We start from the raw sequence: 17,031 nt of genomic DNA, 5'->3' as shown, positions 1-17,031 counted from the left end.
GCCATACTTCTCATTTCAGGATGAATTTATATGCTCAACCGTATCACCGTACAACTGCCCGTTGAGGGGCTGCTCTTCTGGAAGCTTGAAGGCAGCGAAGCCCTGTCCAAACCCTTTGAACTTGTCGTCACCCTCCTCGGCACCGACGCCCGTATCGACCGCAGCCAATTGCTCGGGCAGCCCGTTACCCTCACACTGCCCACGCAAAATCTCCTTGCCCCACGCTACCTCAACGGCAAGGTCACCCGCGTCGCCGTCAGCGCCGTCGAGCTCTCCGGCACCCGCTACGCCGTCTACACCCTGACCGTCGAATCCGACCTCTGGCCCATGAAGCGCGACCGCAACCTGCGTATCTTTCAGGAGCAGACCGTCCCGCAGATTGTTAAAACCCTGCTCGCCGAATATCAGGTCAACGTCGAGGACAAACTCGCCGGCAGCTACCGCGTATGGAACTACTGCGTTCAGTATCAGGAGTGCAGCCTGAGCTTTATCCAGCGCCTGATGGAGCTCGAAGGCATCGCCTACCACTTCCGCCACGACCAGGACCGCCATACGCTGGTTTTAACCGACGCCGCCCAGCAATATCAGCCCTTCCCCGGCTATGAATTCATCCCCTATCACGTCACCCCCTCCGGCGGCAGCACCAGTGAGGAAGGCATCAGCCAGTGGGCGATGGCCGACTGCGTCACGCCCGGTATCTACAGCCTCGACGACTATGACTTCCGCAAACCCAACGCCTGGCTGTTTCAGGCGCGCCAGAATCCCGCCTCCCCCACGCCCGGCAGCATCGACGTTTACGACTGGCCGGGCCGCTTTGTCGACCACGACCACGGCGAGTTCTACGCCCGTATCCGCCAGGAGCGCTGGCAGGTCGAGCATCAGCAGATTCACGGCACCGCCACCGCCCTTGGCATCGCCCCCGGCTGTACCTTTACCCTCACCAACGCCCCGTTCTTCAGCGATAACGGCGCCTATCTCACCACCGGCGTAACCTATAATCTCGAAGAAAACCGCTACGCCAGCGGCGCCGACAGTCAGACCGTCCACCGCATCGACTTTGCCGTTATCCCCGCCGCCGTCCCTTTCCGCCCGGCGCAGGCCACCCCCTGGCCGCGCACCTACGGCCCGCAGACGGCAAAAGTGGTCGGCCCCAAGGGCGAATCCATCTGGACCGATAAATACGGCCGGGTCAAGGTGAAGTTCCACTGGGACCGGCTGGCCAAAGGCGACGACACCAGCTCCTGCTGGGTGCGGGTCTCCAGCGCCTGGGCCGGTCAGGGCTTTGGCGGTGTGCAGATACCGCGCGTGGGCGATGAGGTGGTGATTGATTTTATCAACGGCGACCCCGACCGCCCGATTATCACCGGCCGCGTCTATAACGAGGCCAGCATGCCGCCGTGGGCGCTGCCGGCCGCCGCCACCCAGATGGGCTTTATGAGCCGTTCCAAAGACGGCTCGCCGGATAACGCCAACGCCCTGCGCTTTGAGGACAAGATGGGGGAAGAGCAACTGTGGCTGCAGGCCGAGCGCAATATGGATGTGAACGTGAAAAATGACGCCACCCGCGCCATCGGCGGCCACCACAGCCACTATGTACGCAAAAACGAGCTTCATCGGGTAGAAACCAACCAGTTGCAGGCGGTAAAAGGCGGCACCAAAATTCTTACCGGCCAAGGGAAACTCGACGCGGTGGTGGAAAAGTACGAACTGGCCTCCGGCACCCTGCTGCGACTGGTGTGCGGCAAAAGCGCCATCGAACTACAGGCGGGCGGCCAGATTAATCTGGTGGGCACCGGCTTTAACCTGTTTGTGGAAGGCGACGGTCATATCTCAACCAGCGGCGGCAAGCTGCATCTGAATACGTCCAGCGCCGCTCCGGGAACCTCCGCTCCGGGCAAGGATCATAAGTCGGATATCAATGCGGCGGTGGAGGCACAGTTCCCACAGGAAAAAAAGGCTAAGAAAGGCGCCGCGCCGGCGTCGACCGCAAAGTCTGCTGCCCCGCGGCCAGACAACAGGCGCAGAGTGGGAAAAAGGCAGCAGCTCCCAACGACACGGATAATTTTTCTAAAATATCTGCGATTATTTTGCGGCATGAAGGAGGGTATAAAAACGATCCAGAAGACCCAGGTGATCCGACAAATAAAGGTATTTCATGGCCTACATGGACGAAATATGCTAAAGAGGATATTGGGGTTGAACCTACATTAGATAACTTAAAAAAAATCACAACACAACAAGCAGAAATTATCTATAAAAAAAGATATTGGGATCCAAGTGGTTTCAATAATATAAAAGATCCCAAGTTAGCCTTAATGTCTTATGACTGGACGATAACATCAGGCGGAGCCGGAAAACAAATACAGAAACTCTTAAACACTGAATTTGGAGGTAATTTATCTACGGATGGTGTTATTGGACCAAAAACTATTGAAGCTATGAATAACGTGGCAGACTCTGAGTTTTTGACGACTCGAATCTCTGAAATAAGAAAAGATTATTACAAACTATTAGTTGAAAAAAAACCAATCAACAAGAAATATATAGACGGTTGGTTAAATCGTGTTGATGATTGTTTATCCATGGAGATAAAATGAAAAAATTTAAATTCATTGCCATTCTATCTTTATTAGCAAGTACAGCACCAGCATTTGCTGAAATATCTTTTGATGGAACATGGCAAGGCGAAGTTTTAGGTGGAGATAACGGATTATCAAAATCAACCTTCACTATAACACTCAGTCAAATTGAAAATAGCTTGACAGGTAGATACTGTTATGTAGGCAGATCAGGCAATAAAACTGATTGTTCAATTGATGCAGACAATATTCATGGCATTGTAAAATCTGATACCTTAGCAGCACTACATTTTTATTCTGACATTCATGGTGAAGAAGGTGAAATTGAACTCTCTCGCAATGAAAATGAAATTGAATGGAAAATAAAATCCGAACCTGCTACCAGTAGATACTATTATCCTAGAACATACGTCCTTGATAAATCCCTCAGCAAAGATGACTCATCAGTAAGAAGAACACTTAAGACCAAGGATTTCACCATCACAATAATTAATTACTGTGGAGGGTTTTATAAAAAATGCGATGATACATCATACATTGGAATTAGAAATTCTGATAAAAAAACGATAATACTTAATGGAAAAACATTCTCCAGGGATGAGATCAGCGGATATGAATTCAAGAATAAAAACATAATTTATCGGGTAAACATTAATGATGCTTCGATTGAAATTATACAAAATAGTAAAACATTAAATAAACAGTCAGGCACATGGATATCGTAATCCAATAAAAAACAAGCTTTATGAGCCGTTCGAATCGAGGCACCGGCTTTAACCTGTTTGTGGAAGGCGACGGTCATATCTCAACCAGCGGCGGCAAGCTGCATCTGAATACGTCCAACGCCGCCCCAGGAACCTCCGCACCGGATCCAGATCATAAATCGGATATCAATGCGGCGGTGGAGGCGCTGTTCCCGGCGGAAAAAAAGAATAAGAAAGGAGTTGCACCAGCGTCGGCGTCGCCCGCACCCGCGGCCGCAAAACCTGCTGCGCCTGAAGTTAAACAGCAGGCGCAGAGTGGGAAAAAGGCAGCGGATCCCCAAGCCGAATCCTCCACTGCCGATAAGAAAACCACACGTTCAAAACCTAGACCCATACATGTTCAGAAATTTATTGATTCTAATTTAGAAGCAGCAAAAAAGGTAAAACAGGATTGGGGAATTCCTGTTTCTGTAACATTGGCACAATCTGCTCAAGAAACAGGATGGGGACAGCATGTAAAAAATAACGCCTGGTTTGGAATTAAAGGAAAATCCACTTCGGGAAATAGTGTATCATTTAGAACATCAGAAGTAATAAATGGCAAAAGGATATCAATCACCGATAGTTTTCGTTCATACAATGATTTCGCTGAATCCGCAGATGACTATGGGCGTTTTTTAAATACCAATCCGCGATATAAATCAGCATTTAATTTCGTTGATAGCCCTAATGATTTTATCGATAAAATTGCCAAAGCAGGATATGCCACAGATCCTAACCATGCAAAAAGTCTAAAAAGAATAATCACTTCTCAAAATTTAACAGAATTTGATTAAAGGCCATAAAAATGTCATGTAAGATTAAATTTACCACATTGATATGCATTATATTTTTGAGTATTAATACGCTGAGTTACAGTGCTATTACTGAACCTGATTCGCCTATAGGTGAACATGTATCAGGCAAGGAAAGATATATTGAAGATAAAGTTATTTTATCTGTAAATAAAGCCATTCGTGATAATAAAATGACAACATTACGAGACCACTGTCTAGCTTATGATTACGATGATACATCAGATAATGAATATTATCTTGTTACTGTTAGGGAAAATAAACGCTATGCAATTTGCGGAGGAGACCCTAACATATCAATAAATTTATTTAGATTCAAAATCAGCAGAAGTGATTTTTCTTTATATACTGATGCTGGCGCAGAAGATGGGAGTTTTCATCCCATAAATAAATAATAATTTTTATGATAATGCGTTAGCTGCATATTTGGCCCCTCTGTGGACTTCAGTCCGTTGGGGCCGCATCAAGTAGTGTTTAAATTTAGCCTGTCAGATGATGGTCAGTCATCCAAATCACTTACTTGAGTAAGCTCATTAGGATTATTAATGAGAGTCATTCTACCTCTCACCGAAAGCCTGGCATTGACTGGAAAGCGAGCAAGAATTCGCGGTCGTAAAGAAATATATGAATGAAAGTGCAAGCAAGGCGGGAGCGCTTAATTTCACCGATCCGGGGAAACAAGCGGCTGTAATGTCTCTTGCCCATATGCGAGGTGTGGGTGGAGCACAGGCCATCTTAAACTCCATGGAATCTGGAAATATTGTAAAATCAGCTAAACTTACACCACAAGCAATTGACTATATTGAATCTATGGATGCTAAGGATTTTCAGGAGTCGCTAAAAGAGGTCAGAGTTGCATATGATATAAAAATATACGGAAATTCCAACACTAGCAAAGGAGGAATAACATATAACTGGTGGGATCATTATGGTGATGGCTTGCAGAAACGATATGCCAAAGAAGCAAAAGAGTTTTTAAAACTATCTAATTAAATTTTAGGATGACTAGCAAGTTATGAAAAAGTTTATTTATGTTATTTTATTTTTTTCCTCACAAACAATACATTAATTTTTGCGAATGAAATTGATGAGTTATCAAAATATGATACTTTAAGTAAAGTTTCAAAAATAATAGAAGATAGAGAAATCCAAATTCGATTAAGAAGTTTACTTAAAGAGGATTACAATACATTTATATCTAATTTTGATGTTTATGGGGAACCCCATAAGTTGATAGATGACGGCCTATTTGTTGAAGGGTGGCTGAAAGATCTTTATTTATATAATGCTTCTGCCTTTGTAATTTATCCCGATGGTAGACTTTACACTGCATGGGTAAGCCCGCATAACGAAACAATTCAGTATCGAACTAATGTTGATAATTCTAATATTATTCAAAGTGATATCAAAAATTGGTCATCAAGATTTAAGGATATGGATTTTGTAAAAAAAAATAGAAAACAAGCTCCAGCCTTTGAACACACTGTATATTTTGAAACAGATAAGTATCTGATAAAAATATCACCAAATTGCAATAACAACATTTACTCCTGCAATAATTTCACCTATGAAGGGAAAAGAAAATCAGATGGTTCAACATTGAAATTATCAGGAATATCCATAAGAGAAAATTGCAACAATAATAATTGCGAAATTTTAAGCTACAGATTCGAAAATAAAGGAACAAAATATTTAGTAAGTAAAATAGATAAAAGCCTAATAATAATATCTAATAATAAAATCATTTTACATACAAAAGGCATATGGTCCCAACAATGATAGCTTATCTATCGATACGCAAAAGAAGATCTAGATATTGAACCGACTTTGGATAAAGTAAAAACATAACAACACAACAGGCAGAAATCATCTATAAAAAACATTGGAACCCAAGTAATTTTAACAATATAGAAGATCCAAAGTTAGCCTTAATATCTTATGACTGGACCATAACATCAGGCGGAGCCGGAAAGCAAATTCAGAAACTCTTAAATAATGAATTTGGAGGTAATTTATCTACGGATGGTGTTATTGGACCAAAAACAATTGAAGCTATGAACAACGTGGAAGACTCTGCTAAGTTAACGAGAAGAATTGCTGATATCAGAAAAGACTATTATTGGGCTCTAACTGAGTCTGACCCTAAGAACCTAGCCAATATTAAGGGATGGGTAAATCGAGTGAATCGATGTGCTGAAGTGGTGATAAAATGAAACAATTAAAAACGGCTCTACTGGCTTTGAGTTTATTCACTCTAACCAGTTTCACTTATGCTGGCTCATTGTATACAGGACAGTGGAGAGGAGAAACCAAAAGTTCCCAAGGTGCTGATGATGTTTCAATGAAAATATGGCTGCATGAGTCTTCAGGTAAAATTATCGGACGCTATTGCCTGATTTACCAAAGTGGTAACCGAACGGATTGCTCCGGAGATGATGAAACAAATATTCGAGGAAAAGTGGAAGGAAGCGTAAAAGCAAATATCACTTTCGATAGCTGGTTTGGCGGCAAAAATGGCAAGGCTATTTTAGTTGCTAACGGTGCATTGCTTCATTGGCAGTTAGTAGAAAAACCCAATGGACATCAAAGTTATATTCCATTTTATTTTGAGCTAAAAAAGGTATCGGAAAATTATAATGATATAAAATACATCAAAGAATTCAGTACCAAAACCTACAGCATGCGCATTATTGATCATTGTGATAATTTTATTTCACCCTGTGATAATGTGACGCTCATGGTAATTAGCCATAAAGGAAACGATGCGTTTATGCTGCCAGGCAAGACTATTATTACAAAAGATAATACTTTGAACTTTGAATTTTTTGATGCTGAAAAAGACAATAGAGCTGAATTAAAAGAGAATACCTTTATGCTATCTATTGCTGGTAAGTCTATTATAGAAAATGGCGAGTGGAAAAAATAGCCGCAGTTATTTTATAAGATAACCGCTCATTGCTCACAGGTGGTATATTACTTCTAGCACATGGTTTGACGCTAAAAAGGATAAAACCATATTAAACTTACATAGAGGGAGAACTTAAATGGAAGTTTAACTCTCTCCCTCACAATCTGAAGAGTTATATACTTCAAGAGCTTTCATTCACAAAGGATTCTAACAATTATGATGTTGACTGTATTAAAAAACAATTAATTAACCTGTTTGTGGAAGGCGACGGTCATATCTCAACCAGCGACGGCAAGCTGCATCTGAATACGTTCAGCGCTGCTCTAGGAACCTCCGCTCCGGGCAAGGATCATAAGTCGGATATCGATGCGGCGGTGGAGGCGCAGTTCCCACAGGAAAAAAAGGCTAAGAAAGGCGCCGCGTCGGCGTCGGCGTCGGCGTCGGCGTCGGCCGCAAAGTCTGCTGCACCCGCGGCCAGACAACAGGCGCAGAGTGGGAAAAAGGCAGCGCCAGTCCAAACAAACGCAGCAGAGCAAAACAAGAATAGGACCATTGATGATAAGGTCGTGAAATTTATAATGGAGTCTGAAGGAGCAAAAGGAAAGCAAGATAATCGTCCGGAGGTTTATGGTTTTAGAAGAGGAAATGGTCCTGCTTATGGCGAAATTCTTGAAGCAAGAAATACATATGGAATAGGAAGCGAGCAAGAATTCGCGGTCGTAAAGAAATATATGAATGAAACTGCAAGCAAGGCGGGAGCGCTTAATTTCACCGATCCGGGGAAACAAGCGGCTGTAATGCCTCTTGCCCATATGCGTGGCGTGGGTGGAGCACAGGCCATCTTAAACTCCATGTAATCTGGAAATATTGTAAAATCAGCTAAACTTACACCACAAGCAATTGACTATATTGAATCTATGGATGCTAAGGATTTTCAAGAAAATCTACTTAACTCTAGATTAGATTATGATAAAGAGATATATGGCGACACTATGACAACACTTAAAGATGGCACCAAATTGAACTGATGGGATGCATATAACAAGGGATTACAAAACAGGTACAAAAGAGAGTCCATTGAATTTCTCAACCTGTCGAAATAAAATAGAGATATTTCAATTGAAAAAAAACATTACATTTTTAATTTCCCTATCCCTGGTTTCTTTTTTTTCACTGGGGAAAACTAACCTTAAAGAATACAATTCAATAGAAAAAATTGATAATATTTTCAAAAACAAAGAAATTACAGATTCATTAAAAACCATTCTTAAAGATAATTATGGTAATTTCATTAATAACTTCGATGTTGTTGGAGAACCCCACCTAACAAAAAATGAAGGACTATTCGCAGAAGGGTGGATGATGGACTTATACCTTTACAGCGCTTCGGCAATGGTAATTGAGCCTGATGGTGATATATTTGTTGCATGGGTAACCCCTGAAACATCTAAAATAGAGTATCGTACAAACTCAGTGAAAAAAAAAGAAATCGATAGTGACATTGAAAGTTGGGGGAAAAGATTCTCTCCGTATTTATCGTTCAAGGATAAAGAAAAACCTGACAATTTCATCGAAAGTGAAACCTCCCCTCGTTATTTCATAAGTAAAAATTTTATAGTAAAAGTTACATTTAACTGTGATAACAAAAATGCCATATGTAATGATGTAACGTACGATGGAGAAAGAAAGCACGACCATGCAAAAATAAAACTCTCCGGCAAAGCAATCCGTTATCAATGTGAAACCTACTCATGCCCTATAAATAGTTACGAATTCAAAAACCACAATGTTATTTATACTCTGAATGTACTAAACCCATCTATTGAAGTTAGTTCAAATGGTAAAATGATCGTTAATGAACCAGGAGAGTGGTCAGATTCCCCACATTAAGAAGAAAACACAATGAAACACTCTCTTCAGGAAGTCACGTTTCCACTGTTTCCCGAAACATGGCGGAACACCGACTCAATATTCTGTACGACGACGCTTGTGGCCTCTCGCCCGTGGGTCACTGCGGCCCTATGCCTGATAGCTGCAGTGTCGAGAAAGAGTTTCACCGTCAATGGGATACGCTGCGCATTCAAATGGTGTAATATTAACATTATGAACTCGCAGGAATTATCATGATTAAGAAATTATTAGTTCTGACATTATTCCTTTCCTCCCATGTTGTAGCTAATACCGATTGCAGGGCTATTGATGAAAAAGCTCAAGAAAAAGCTATCCGTTTTGATAGCACTGATAATGGATATACCGTTACTGGGAAGGAAAGGTCCTATTTTTATACAGCACCTAATGAAGGTTGTATAAAAAAACAAGTGTTCATTATCCCTGGAGATAAAGTCAACGCGTATTTAGACTACAATGAATATTACTATGTAATGTATTTTAAGAAAAATGGGCAGCAAGTGGAGGGGTGGGTAAAACAGAATCAATTGAAATCTAACAACACCGGCGTAGCACCTAAATAAACATAGCATAGAAACTCGTTGTGCATCAATCAGTCCGCAGAACGAACAAGTCATCAGTTGGCTACTCAGATTTGGTGGAATACAGATACCGCGCGAACAATAATACTCTAAACCCATAGAGGAATTTATATTTTAAGGCAACAACGATAATTATCGTTTTTATTAAAAAAATAAGCTCGAGACATAGTCGAAAAGAGAAATGCCATTCTTTTTGAATAGCTGATCGCGTGAAAACCTTAGAGGTTATAATTAGCATGCAAGGTATATATTCTAAATAATTCCAATTGCAGGAAAGGAGTATATCGGGGAACCAGATTAACTCGGAGCTCCGATCTTATACACCGGACCCAATAACCACGGTTCAAGCAAAAACCATTTTCCATCGTAACGCTTAATCAATTCTTCAGGATACGCGGATACCGTCGTGAGCTACGGCGACCGTCCCTTTTATAATGGACCAATTATGAATTACACCCTTCAGGAAGGTACTTTTTCACTGTTTCCCGCCGCATGGCAGGACACGACCCTTAATATTCTGCGCGACGACGCCAGCGGCCTCTCGCTCGTGGTCAGCCGCGGCCCTATCCCTGACGGCAGCAACGCCGAGAAAGAGTTTCACCGTCAGTGGGACACGCTGCGCGCCCAAATGGGCGATATCACCCAGAGCGATTTCATCCCGGTGAACGTCGGGCCGGCGCGCACGCTTCCCGCGGTGGAAGTGGAAAGCGCCTTTGAGCGCCGCGGCCAGCGCCTGTGGCAAAAACAGCTCGCTGTGCAGGCGCCGGGCAAACCGGTGTTGCTGCTGTTTACCTTCTCCGCCCTGCGCCCCTTCAACGACGACGATGCGGTGCGTTGGGAAAACTTTAAATCCAGTCTGGCGCTGAACGACCATCAGGATGATTAAGACATGAGTGATAACTACGCGGCCCGCCAGGACGACGCCATTATCCATTCCAGTATTTTTGCCGATATCACCAGTCTTGTCGCCGAAGGGGTTGTCTACGCGGCTATCGGCACCATCGTCGCCGCCTCCATCACCGCCGCCGCCCCCCTGCTCGCCGCCGCGGGGGCCGGCGCCGCGGCCGCAGGCGTTGCCGCCGTGGGCTCCAGCTGTGTGCTGACCGGGATTATCGGCGGCGCCCTGGCCAACGCCGCCGGCATCACCGATGACATCAGCAACGTGGCCGACAACCTCGGCAACGCCCTGTTCCCCCCTCCCCGGCCGGCCTGATTACCTCCGGGGCCTCGGACGTCCTCACCAACGGCAAACCCGCCGCCCGCGCCGCCGGCACGCTCAGCACCGCCGAGACGCCGCCCCCCGAGCCCCAGTCGCCGACCAGCTTCGCCGACTACGGCGGCATGCTGCTGGCCGCCGCCGGCCAGTTCGGCAGCGAGATGTGGCAACCCTCCGTCGCCGCCGCCGCTTCCGGCACCTCCCCGCTGGAAAAAGACACCGTCGCCTGCCAGAAACACAGCGGCCCGCAATATCTGGCCGAAGGCTCCAAAAGCGTCTTTATCAACGGCCAGCCCGCCGTCCGCGCCGGGGACCGCACCACCTGCGAAGCCACCGTCTCGAGCAGCGTCTCGCCCGATGTCATTATCGGCGGCGAGCCCCTTGTCGTGCGCGATATCAAAAGCGGCAAAACGCCCGGCCTGGCCGTGGCGATGATTGCGCTCTCCCTCATTCGCGGCCGCCCCAGCAAAGTTCTCAAGAACATGCCCTGTGCGCTGGCCGCCGCCGGCGGCGGGATGCTGGCCGATATGGCCATCAATGCGCTCTTCGCCTCCCCGCACCCCGTCCATGCCGCCACCGGCGTGAAGGTGCTCAATGACGAGCACGAACTCGATTTCTCCCTGCCGGGGCATTTCCCGCTGTACTGGCAGCGCAGCTATAACAGCCTGACCACGCGGGAAGGCCTGTTCGGCCTGGGCTGGGCCACCGCCTTCGACAGCTATCTGCGGCTGGAGGACGGCGAGGTCATGTTCTTTGACGACACGGGGCGCGAGCTGCGTTTTGCCCTGCCCCCCGTCGACCAGCCGCTCTACAGCATCAGCGAAGGCCTTATCGTTCGCCGCAACGAAAACGGCGACGTCGCCATCGCCGATGACGACGGCGCGGTATGGCGGCTGTTCAAACCCACCCGGGCCAACCCGTCGCTGTTGCGGCTGGCCTCGCTCAGCGATGAATACGGCAATGCGCTGGAAACCGGCTGGGACGAACAGGGCCGCCTGGTGCGTATTCACGACGCCCCCTGCGCCATCGACCTCACGCTGGCCTATGACGACGCGCGCTTTCCGTCACGCGTTACGGCGGCCAGCCATTTTGACGGCCGCCGCCGCTGGCCGCTGGCCGACTACCGCTACGACGACCGCGGCCAACTGGCCGCCGTCACCGACGCCGCCGGCGTCGTCACCCGCGAGTACCGCTACAACGATGACGGCCTGATGGTCTGGCACCGGCTGCCGGGCGGCCTGGAGAACGCGTACCGCTGGCGGATGTTCGACCACTGGCGCGTGGTGGAAAGCCGCACCAGCACCGGCGACGGCTGCCGTATCGACTACGACCTCGACGCCGGGCTGACCACCGTCACCCAGTACGACAACCAGATACGCCGGCACTACTGGAGCCCGCAGGGGCTTATCACCCGGTTTGTCGATGAGCGCGGCGAAGTCTGGCGCTTTGAGTGGAACGACAACGAACAGCTCACCCGCCGTATCGACCCGCTCGGCAACGCCGTCACGTTCGCCTATGACGACCAGGGCAACCGGGTGCGGGAAATTGACGCCGACGGCAACGTCCGCGCCACCCAGTGGCTGGCGCACCGCGCCATTCCGGCCTCGGTCACCGAACCGGACGGCGCCGTCACCCGCTTTTACTACGACGAGCACCTCGGCCTGACGCAGGTGGTGGATGCGCTGGGCCAGTCGACCCGGTACCGCCGCAACGAACAGGGACAGGTGGTCGAGGAGCAGGATGCGGCCGGCAACCTCCGCCGTCAGGAATACAACGACGCCGGGCAGGTTATCCGCGCCACCGACTGTTCGGGGCGCACCACCCGTTATCGCTATCACCCGCTGGGGTGGCTGGAAGCCGAGGTCACGCCGGACGGCGAGGAGACCGTCTACCACTACGACGCGGCCGGCCGCCCGGTCCAGATGGAGCGGCCGGAAGGCTGGCGGGAGCGCCTTGTCTGGAACGCGCACGGTCTGCCGCAGGCCCATGAGGCCGCCGACGGCAAGCGTAACGCATTTTTCTACGACAAGGCCGGACGCCTGGTGGCCACCCGCAACGCGCAGGGCGAGGAAGTCCGCCGCGACTGGGACGCCCGCGGCAGACTGACCGCGCTGCACAATGAAAACGGCGAAGCCTACCGGTTCCACTGGGGCGCGGACTCGCTGCTGCGCGAGGAAACGGGCCTGGACGGCACGGTCACGCGTTACGATTACGACGCCTGCGGCCGCATGACGTCCCGCACCTTTGCCGCCGGCCACCCCGAGGCCATCACCCATGCCTTCGCCTATGGCGCCGGCGGACAGCTGCTCGCCCGCACCACGCCGGAAGGACAGACGCGCTACCACTACGCCCCGTCGGGGCGGCTCGCCCGCGTCGCGCGCCATCCCGCGCTGGGCGAGAACGCCTGGAGCCGCGAAGCCGAACAGGCTCTGACGTTCGACTACGACGCCCTCGGCCGGCTGGTCGGCGAACAGGGCGAGCACGGCGCGCTGGCATGGACCTACGACCCGCTCGGCAACCGCACCAGCGTGCAACTGCCCGACGGCCGAAAACTGAAGCATTTTTACTACGGCAGCGGCCATCTGCTCAGTATCGCCCTCGACCGCCTGCCGGTCACCGATTTTACCCGCGACCCGCTGCACCGCGAAATCAGCCGCACGCAGGGCGCGCTCACCAGCCGCAGCGAGTACGACCGCCTTGGCCGTCTCCACCGCCGCGACGTCTTCACCGGCGAGGCGCAGCGCCCTGCCCCGTGCCGCTGGTCCCGACGCTGGGACTATGACTACCGCAACAACCTGGTGCGCGAGGAGCGCGACGACGACCTGTTCAACGCCACGCGCTGGCAGTACGACCGCGCCGGACGCCTGCTGCTACAGGACGGCGACCTGCCCGGCCGCGAGCTGTGGCGCTGGGACAACGCCGGCAATCCGCTCGACGCTGCCGACGCCCTTCCCCCTGTCCATAACCGCGTCACGCAGTTGAACGGCATCCGCTGGCGTTATGACGTCCACGGCCGCACCGTCGAAAAGGACAACGGCCACACCCGCTGGCAGTACCGCTACGATACCGAACACCGCCTGACCGACGTGGTCAGCCTGCCCCGCCGCCACAATGCGCCGCAGGTTCACGTCAGCTTCCGCTATGACCCGCTGGGGCGGCGCATCAGCAAGACCCGCCGGCAGACGCTGAACGGGGAGCCGCAGGGGAAAACCGTCACCACCCGTTTTATCTGGGAGGGCTTCCGGCTGTTGCAGGAAATCCGGGACGGCCTGCCGCTGACGTATGTGTACGCCGACCCGGACAGCTACGAGCCGCTGGCGCGCATCGACGGCGTCGCCGCCCCCGAAATCTTCTGGTTCCACTGCCAGCCCAACGGCACGCCGGAGCGGCTGACGGACGCCGAAGGGCGGCTGCGCTGGGAAGGCCGCAACGGCGCCTGGGGCAAACTGCTGCACGAAAGCCCGCAGCCCGACCCGGTTGCCGCCCAGAACCTGCGCATGCAGGGCCAGTATCTCGACAGGGAAACCGGGCTGCACTACAATTTGTTTCGTTACTACGACCCGGACTGCGGACGGTTTACCCAGCCGGACCCGATAGGGCTGGCGGGGGGACTGAATCTTTATCAGTACGCGCCGAATGCGCTGGGTTGGATCGATCCGTTAGGGTTGTCATGTAAGAATAGCTGGAATGATTTCCAGGCAAAATCAAACAAACGGCAGTTTGCCTCCAGAACGGATGCAGCTAAAGCATATGCTTTATGGAAAAAGCAAGATTGGGCCGCGTTAGAGAAATTTATGGGGAATGGTGCCTGGCCGCCTAATCGTGGTTTTGTTTTTTCAACGAAAAAGACTCTCATGCCAGGAACTAAGGTAGATCGTTATGGTGGGTGGACTGATGAAAGTGGTTTCCGTGATACTGGGACTTTCTTGTCACCAGCAGGATCCTCGTTTGAAGGGCGAGCCCTTCCAAATAAAACGTTAGAAAAACCACTTTCTACTTATGAAGTATTAAAACCTTATGAGGTTAATGCTGGACCTGCTATACCGTGGTTTGGAAAAACAGGGATGGGTACGCAATATGAAACACATGACTTTGTTGAAGACCTTATAAGAGATGGAGTATTGAAAAAATTATGAGTAAATTTAACATAACAAAAAACCTCATAAAAAAACCTATATTATTGCATGATGGTTTTGAAAATGATTTTATCCATAAAAAAAACTTTATTGATTGTCCGTATTGTGACAGTCAGGTAATTTTTACGGTTTTTAATTCTAAGCGATTTGATCTGGAGGACGAGTCATTTAAAAAAGAGGTTGCAAGTCATATTAAAGGCGTAAAAGAAAATACGATAAAGCCTGGGTATTATAATTATAAAGGAGAAGCGATATGCTTTTTTGAAAGTAAATGCCCTCTCCATAAGCATAACGTTTTAATATTCTTTACATTTTCCGAGGTCCAACCTGCAAGATATATATCTTACCTTATAGGTGTTTTTGGCTAAATAACTTCATATATTACCGCTCTACTTTAAACCAGACCATGTTAATTACCGGAAAATGGCGAGGCGGCATTCATAAATTGATTTACCTATTCCAGTAATTGCCACATGTACCGACACTGATGATTTCGCGTTATGGTTCCGTGTGACGACAGCCACAACCGCTCTATCGGATTCAGCCACGGCGAGTAAGTCGGCAGAAACAGCAACCGGAACTTCTAGGCAACCACAGGGAAAAACCGTCACCACCCGCTTTATCTGGGAGGGCTTCCCGGCTGTTGCAGGAAATCCAGAACCAGACGCTGCTGACCTACGTCTACAGCGCCCCGGACAGTTACGAGCCGCTGGCGCGCATCGATGGTACGGAAGACCCGGAGATATTCTGGTTCCATTGCCAGCCCAATGGCACCCCAGAGCGGCTGACGGACGCCGAAGGGCGGCTGCGCTGGGAAGGCCAGAACGGCGCCTGGGGCAAGCTGCTGCACGAAAGCCCGCTGCCCGGCGCGGGTATCGCCCAGAACCTGCGCATGCAGGGCCAGTATCTGGACAGGGAAACCGGGCTGCACTACAATCTGTTCCGTTACTACGACCCGGACTGCGGACGGTTTACCCAGCCGGACCCGATAGGGCTGGCGGGGGGAATTAACCTTTATCAGTATGCGCCGAATGCGTTGGGGTGGGTGGATCCGTGGGGGTTATCGCCTGTCAGTCCTAACACTGTTTTATTCTCTCAAGATAGCATTGGTTCCGTTTTCTCGAATGGTCAAAAAGTTAATGATCTAATCTATAGATTGAAAAATGATCCTTCGTATATCAATCAAGTAGAACCAATCAGGAAGGTAAGACTTACTGATTTACCTACTAACATTCAAGAAAGATTAATCTCACAAGGTGCAAATAAACATTCCGTATTTACTTTAGATAATCGACGACTATACGCAGCTAAAGAGGCTGGTATAAAGAATATGCCTTCTGTCTGGGCAACTGAATCTGATTTGAAGTCAATTAATCTAAATGATAGATTTTCAACAAAAACTGGTGGAAAAGGGATAAGAGTGAGATGCTAACAGTAAATAATCAAGCCATTGAGACAATATATGGGGAAATACATGGAAGAGACGCTTTAATTTTAAAAAGCGTCATATTAGATATGTATCCTATGGAAATAGAGGTAATAACCTCTCTTGATTTGTCGTTTTGCCAACCAAGCAAGGATTTAAGTGAGGAAGCTTTAGTTTGCTTTAAGTTTAAAAATATAAAGAGCCTAACTATTACGATGATTGATGAATCAAAATATCAATTGTCAAAGAAATCATGTTTCGATAAAATATTCGATAAAGAAAAAGATGATCATTATATTTTAAGTACTTACGATCATGTTTTTGATGTAATTGGCCAATGTGAAGTGAGCTACAAATAGTTATTAAATGCGGAAGCGATCTCCAAGATCCTTCCGGATTATTTTTATCTGTTATTTATTATGTGCGATATCAGAGATTAATTTCGCTCTCAATCACTATCCTTCCCCACTCAACCGTCACCGTTATCGGCATCCCGGTCATAAACCCCGACTCTTCCAGCCAGCGGCCTTTAAGGTTGATGGCGGAGGGCGGGTTGGGTCTGCCGTTTTGCGTGGCGTATCCCACCGTGTAGTAACGTTCTGTTTTAGCTGCTTTATTTAGCACGCTGTCTGACTTAGAATGCATCTCAGCCATAGTCAACTTTCTCGTGGGCGGGCGGTAGCATGATCGATTTCCTGCACTATGACGACGATATGAAG

General features: G+C 48.7%; 16 protein-coding genes and 4 pseudogenes. 18 read left to right on the top strand and 2 right to left on the bottom strand.

Annotation, left to right across the window (positions count from 1 at the left end; translation table 11 throughout):
- The first annotated feature begins 30 nt into the window (after nt 1–30).
- The 16 genes and pseudogenes from HC231_RS08145 (at nt 31) to HC231_RS08080 (ending at nt 15,254) form a co-directional block, all read left to right on the top strand.
- Nucleotides 31–2,211, top strand: a complete 2,181-nt coding sequence (locus HC231_RS08145; protein ID WP_246494739.1) for a type VI secretion system Vgr family protein — start codon at nt 31–33, stop codon at nt 2,209–2,211.
- Nucleotides 2,142–2,285, top strand: a pseudogene (locus HC231_RS23910) (glycosyl hydrolase 108 family protein); the annotation flags it as partial. The gene HC231_RS08145 and the pseudogene HC231_RS23910, both read left to right, overlap by 70 nt.
- Nucleotides 2,286–2,315: 30 nt before the next feature.
- On the top strand, nt 2,316–2,597 hold the full coding sequence (locus HC231_RS23905; protein ID WP_246494802.1) for a putative peptidoglycan-binding domain-containing protein: 282 nt from the start codon (nt 2,316–2,318) through the stop codon (nt 2,595–2,597).
- Nucleotides 2,594–3,304, top strand: coding sequence for a hypothetical protein (locus HC231_RS08140; protein WP_208230530.1), 711 nt, complete (start codon nt 2,594–2,596; stop codon nt 3,302–3,304). The genes HC231_RS23905 and HC231_RS08140 overlap by 4 nt, the downstream gene beginning before the upstream one ends.
- A gap of 20 nt (nt 3,305–3,324) precedes the next feature.
- Complete coding sequence (locus HC231_RS08135; protein WP_208230529.1) at nt 3,325–4,119, top strand: glycoside hydrolase family 73 protein; 795 nt, start codon at nt 3,325–3,327, stop codon at nt 4,117–4,119.
- Between the two features lie 56 nt (nt 4,120–4,175).
- Nucleotides 4,176–4,532, top strand: coding sequence for a hypothetical protein (locus HC231_RS08130; protein ID WP_208230528.1), 357 nt, complete (start codon nt 4,176–4,178; stop codon nt 4,530–4,532).
- A 229-nt stretch (nt 4,533–4,761) separates the two neighbouring features.
- Nucleotides 4,762–5,130: a hypothetical protein gene (locus HC231_RS08125; protein ID WP_208230527.1), complete on the top strand. Its 369-nt coding sequence runs from the start codon at nt 4,762–4,764 to the stop codon at nt 5,128–5,130.
- A gap of 237 nt (nt 5,131–5,367) precedes the next feature.
- On the top strand, nt 5,368–5,916 hold the full coding sequence (locus HC231_RS08120) for a hypothetical protein (RefSeq protein ID WP_208230526.1): 549 nt from the start codon (nt 5,368–5,370) through the stop codon (nt 5,914–5,916).
- A gap of 65 nt (nt 5,917–5,981) precedes the next feature.
- On the top strand, nt 5,982–6,350 hold the full coding sequence (locus HC231_RS24230; RefSeq protein WP_343073018.1) for a putative peptidoglycan-binding domain-containing protein: 369 nt from the start codon (nt 5,982–5,984) through the stop codon (nt 6,348–6,350).
- A complete protein-coding gene (locus HC231_RS08110) occupies nt 6,347–7,063 on the top strand; it encodes a hypothetical protein (RefSeq protein ID WP_208230525.1) in 717 nt (238 codons plus the stop codon). The genes HC231_RS24230 and HC231_RS08110 overlap by 4 nt, the downstream gene beginning before the upstream one ends.
- 239 nt (nt 7,064–7,302) lie before the next feature.
- Nucleotides 7,303–7,902 (top strand): hypothetical protein, encoded by a 600-nt coding sequence (locus tag HC231_RS08105; RefSeq protein ID WP_208230524.1) that lies wholly within the window; start codon nt 7,303–7,305, stop codon nt 7,900–7,902.
- A 175-nt stretch (nt 7,903–8,077) separates the two neighbouring features.
- A complete protein-coding gene (locus tag HC231_RS08100; protein ID WP_208230523.1) occupies nt 8,078–8,935 on the top strand; it encodes a hypothetical protein in 858 nt (285 codons plus the stop codon).
- 233 nt (nt 8,936–9,168) lie between these two features.
- Nucleotides 9,169–9,516: a hypothetical protein gene (locus HC231_RS08095; protein ID WP_208230522.1), complete on the top strand. Its 348-nt coding sequence runs from the start codon at nt 9,169–9,171 to the stop codon at nt 9,514–9,516.
- A gap of 463 nt (nt 9,517–9,979) precedes the next feature.
- Nucleotides 9,980–10,420: a DcrB-related protein gene (locus HC231_RS08090; RefSeq protein WP_208230521.1), complete on the top strand. Its 441-nt coding sequence runs from the start codon at nt 9,980–9,982 to the stop codon at nt 10,418–10,420.
- Between the two features lie 3 nt (nt 10,421–10,423).
- Nucleotides 10,424–14,886: pseudogene (locus tag HC231_RS08085) on the top strand (glycohydrolase toxin TNT-related protein).
- The gene (locus HC231_RS08080; RefSeq protein ID WP_208230520.1) at nt 14,883–15,254 is read left to right on the top strand and encodes a hypothetical protein; all 372 of its coding nucleotides are present in this window, start codon (nt 14,883–14,885) and stop codon (nt 15,252–15,254) included. The pseudogene HC231_RS08085 and the gene HC231_RS08080 overlap by 4 nt, the downstream one beginning before the upstream one ends.
- Nucleotides 15,255–15,267: 13 nt before the next feature.
- Here the strand turns inward: HC231_RS08080 and HC231_RS23895 are convergent.
- Nucleotides 15,268–15,469 (bottom strand): annotated as a pseudogene (locus tag HC231_RS23895) (transposase); the annotation flags it as partial.
- Nucleotides 15,470–15,474: 5 nt separating this feature from the next.
- Between HC231_RS23895 and HC231_RS08070 the strand changes: the two are divergent.
- A pseudogene (locus HC231_RS08070) lies at nt 15,475–16,318 on the top strand (RHS repeat domain-containing protein); the annotation flags it as partial.
- On the top strand, nt 16,312–16,671 hold the full coding sequence (locus HC231_RS08065) for a hypothetical protein (RefSeq protein ID WP_208230519.1): 360 nt from the start codon (nt 16,312–16,314) through the stop codon (nt 16,669–16,671). The pseudogene HC231_RS08070 and the gene HC231_RS08065, both read left to right, overlap by 7 nt.
- Nucleotides 16,672–16,741: 70 nt before the next feature.
- Here HC231_RS08065 and HC231_RS08060 read toward each other — a convergent pair whose 3' ends face one another.
- On the bottom strand, nt 16,742–16,966 hold the full coding sequence (locus HC231_RS08060) for a SymE family type I addiction module toxin (protein WP_208228357.1): 225 nt from the start codon (nt 16,964–16,966) through the stop codon (nt 16,742–16,744).
- Between the last annotated feature and the right edge of the window lie 65 nt (nt 16,967–17,031).

The organism is Brenneria izadpanahii (assembly GCF_017569925.1).
GTDB lineage: Bacteria > Pseudomonadota > Gammaproteobacteria > Enterobacterales > Enterobacteriaceae > Brenneria > Brenneria izadpanahii.
This window is presented reverse-complemented; position numbering and strand designations above follow the sequence as displayed.

Coding starts and splice junctions, on each gene's coding strand:
- HC231_RS08145 (WP_246494739.1), top strand. CDS start 31: ATGCTCAACCGTATCACCGTACAACTGCCCGTTGAGGGGCTGCTCTTC.
- HC231_RS23905 (WP_246494802.1), top strand. CDS start 2,316: ATGTCTTATGACTGGACGATAACATCAGGCGGAGCCGGAAAACAAATA.
- HC231_RS08140 (WP_208230530.1), top strand. CDS start 2,594: ATGAAAAAATTTAAATTCATTGCCATTCTATCTTTATTAGCAAGTACA.
- HC231_RS08135 (WP_208230529.1), top strand. CDS start 3,325: ATGAGCCGTTCGAATCGAGGCACCGGCTTTAACCTGTTTGTGGAAGGC.
- HC231_RS08125 (WP_208230527.1), top strand. CDS start 4,762: ATGAATGAAAGTGCAAGCAAGGCGGGAGCGCTTAATTTCACCGATCCG.
- HC231_RS08110 (WP_208230525.1), top strand. CDS start 6,347: ATGAAACAATTAAAAACGGCTCTACTGGCTTTGAGTTTATTCACTCTA.
- HC231_RS08100 (WP_208230523.1), top strand. CDS start 8,078: ATGCATATAACAAGGGATTACAAAACAGGTACAAAAGAGAGTCCATTG.
- HC231_RS08095 (WP_208230522.1), top strand. CDS start 9,169: ATGATTAAGAAATTATTAGTTCTGACATTATTCCTTTCCTCCCATGTT.
- HC231_RS08090 (WP_208230521.1), top strand. CDS start 9,980: ATGAATTACACCCTTCAGGAAGGTACTTTTTCACTGTTTCCCGCCGCA.
- HC231_RS08080 (WP_208230520.1), top strand. CDS start 14,883: ATGAGTAAATTTAACATAACAAAAAACCTCATAAAAAAACCTATATTA.
- HC231_RS08065 (WP_208230519.1), top strand. CDS start 16,312: ATGCTAACAGTAAATAATCAAGCCATTGAGACAATATATGGGGAAATA.
- HC231_RS08060 (WP_208228357.1), bottom strand. CDS start 16,966: ATGGCTGAGATGCATTCTAAGTCAGACAGCGTGCTAAATAAAGCAGCT.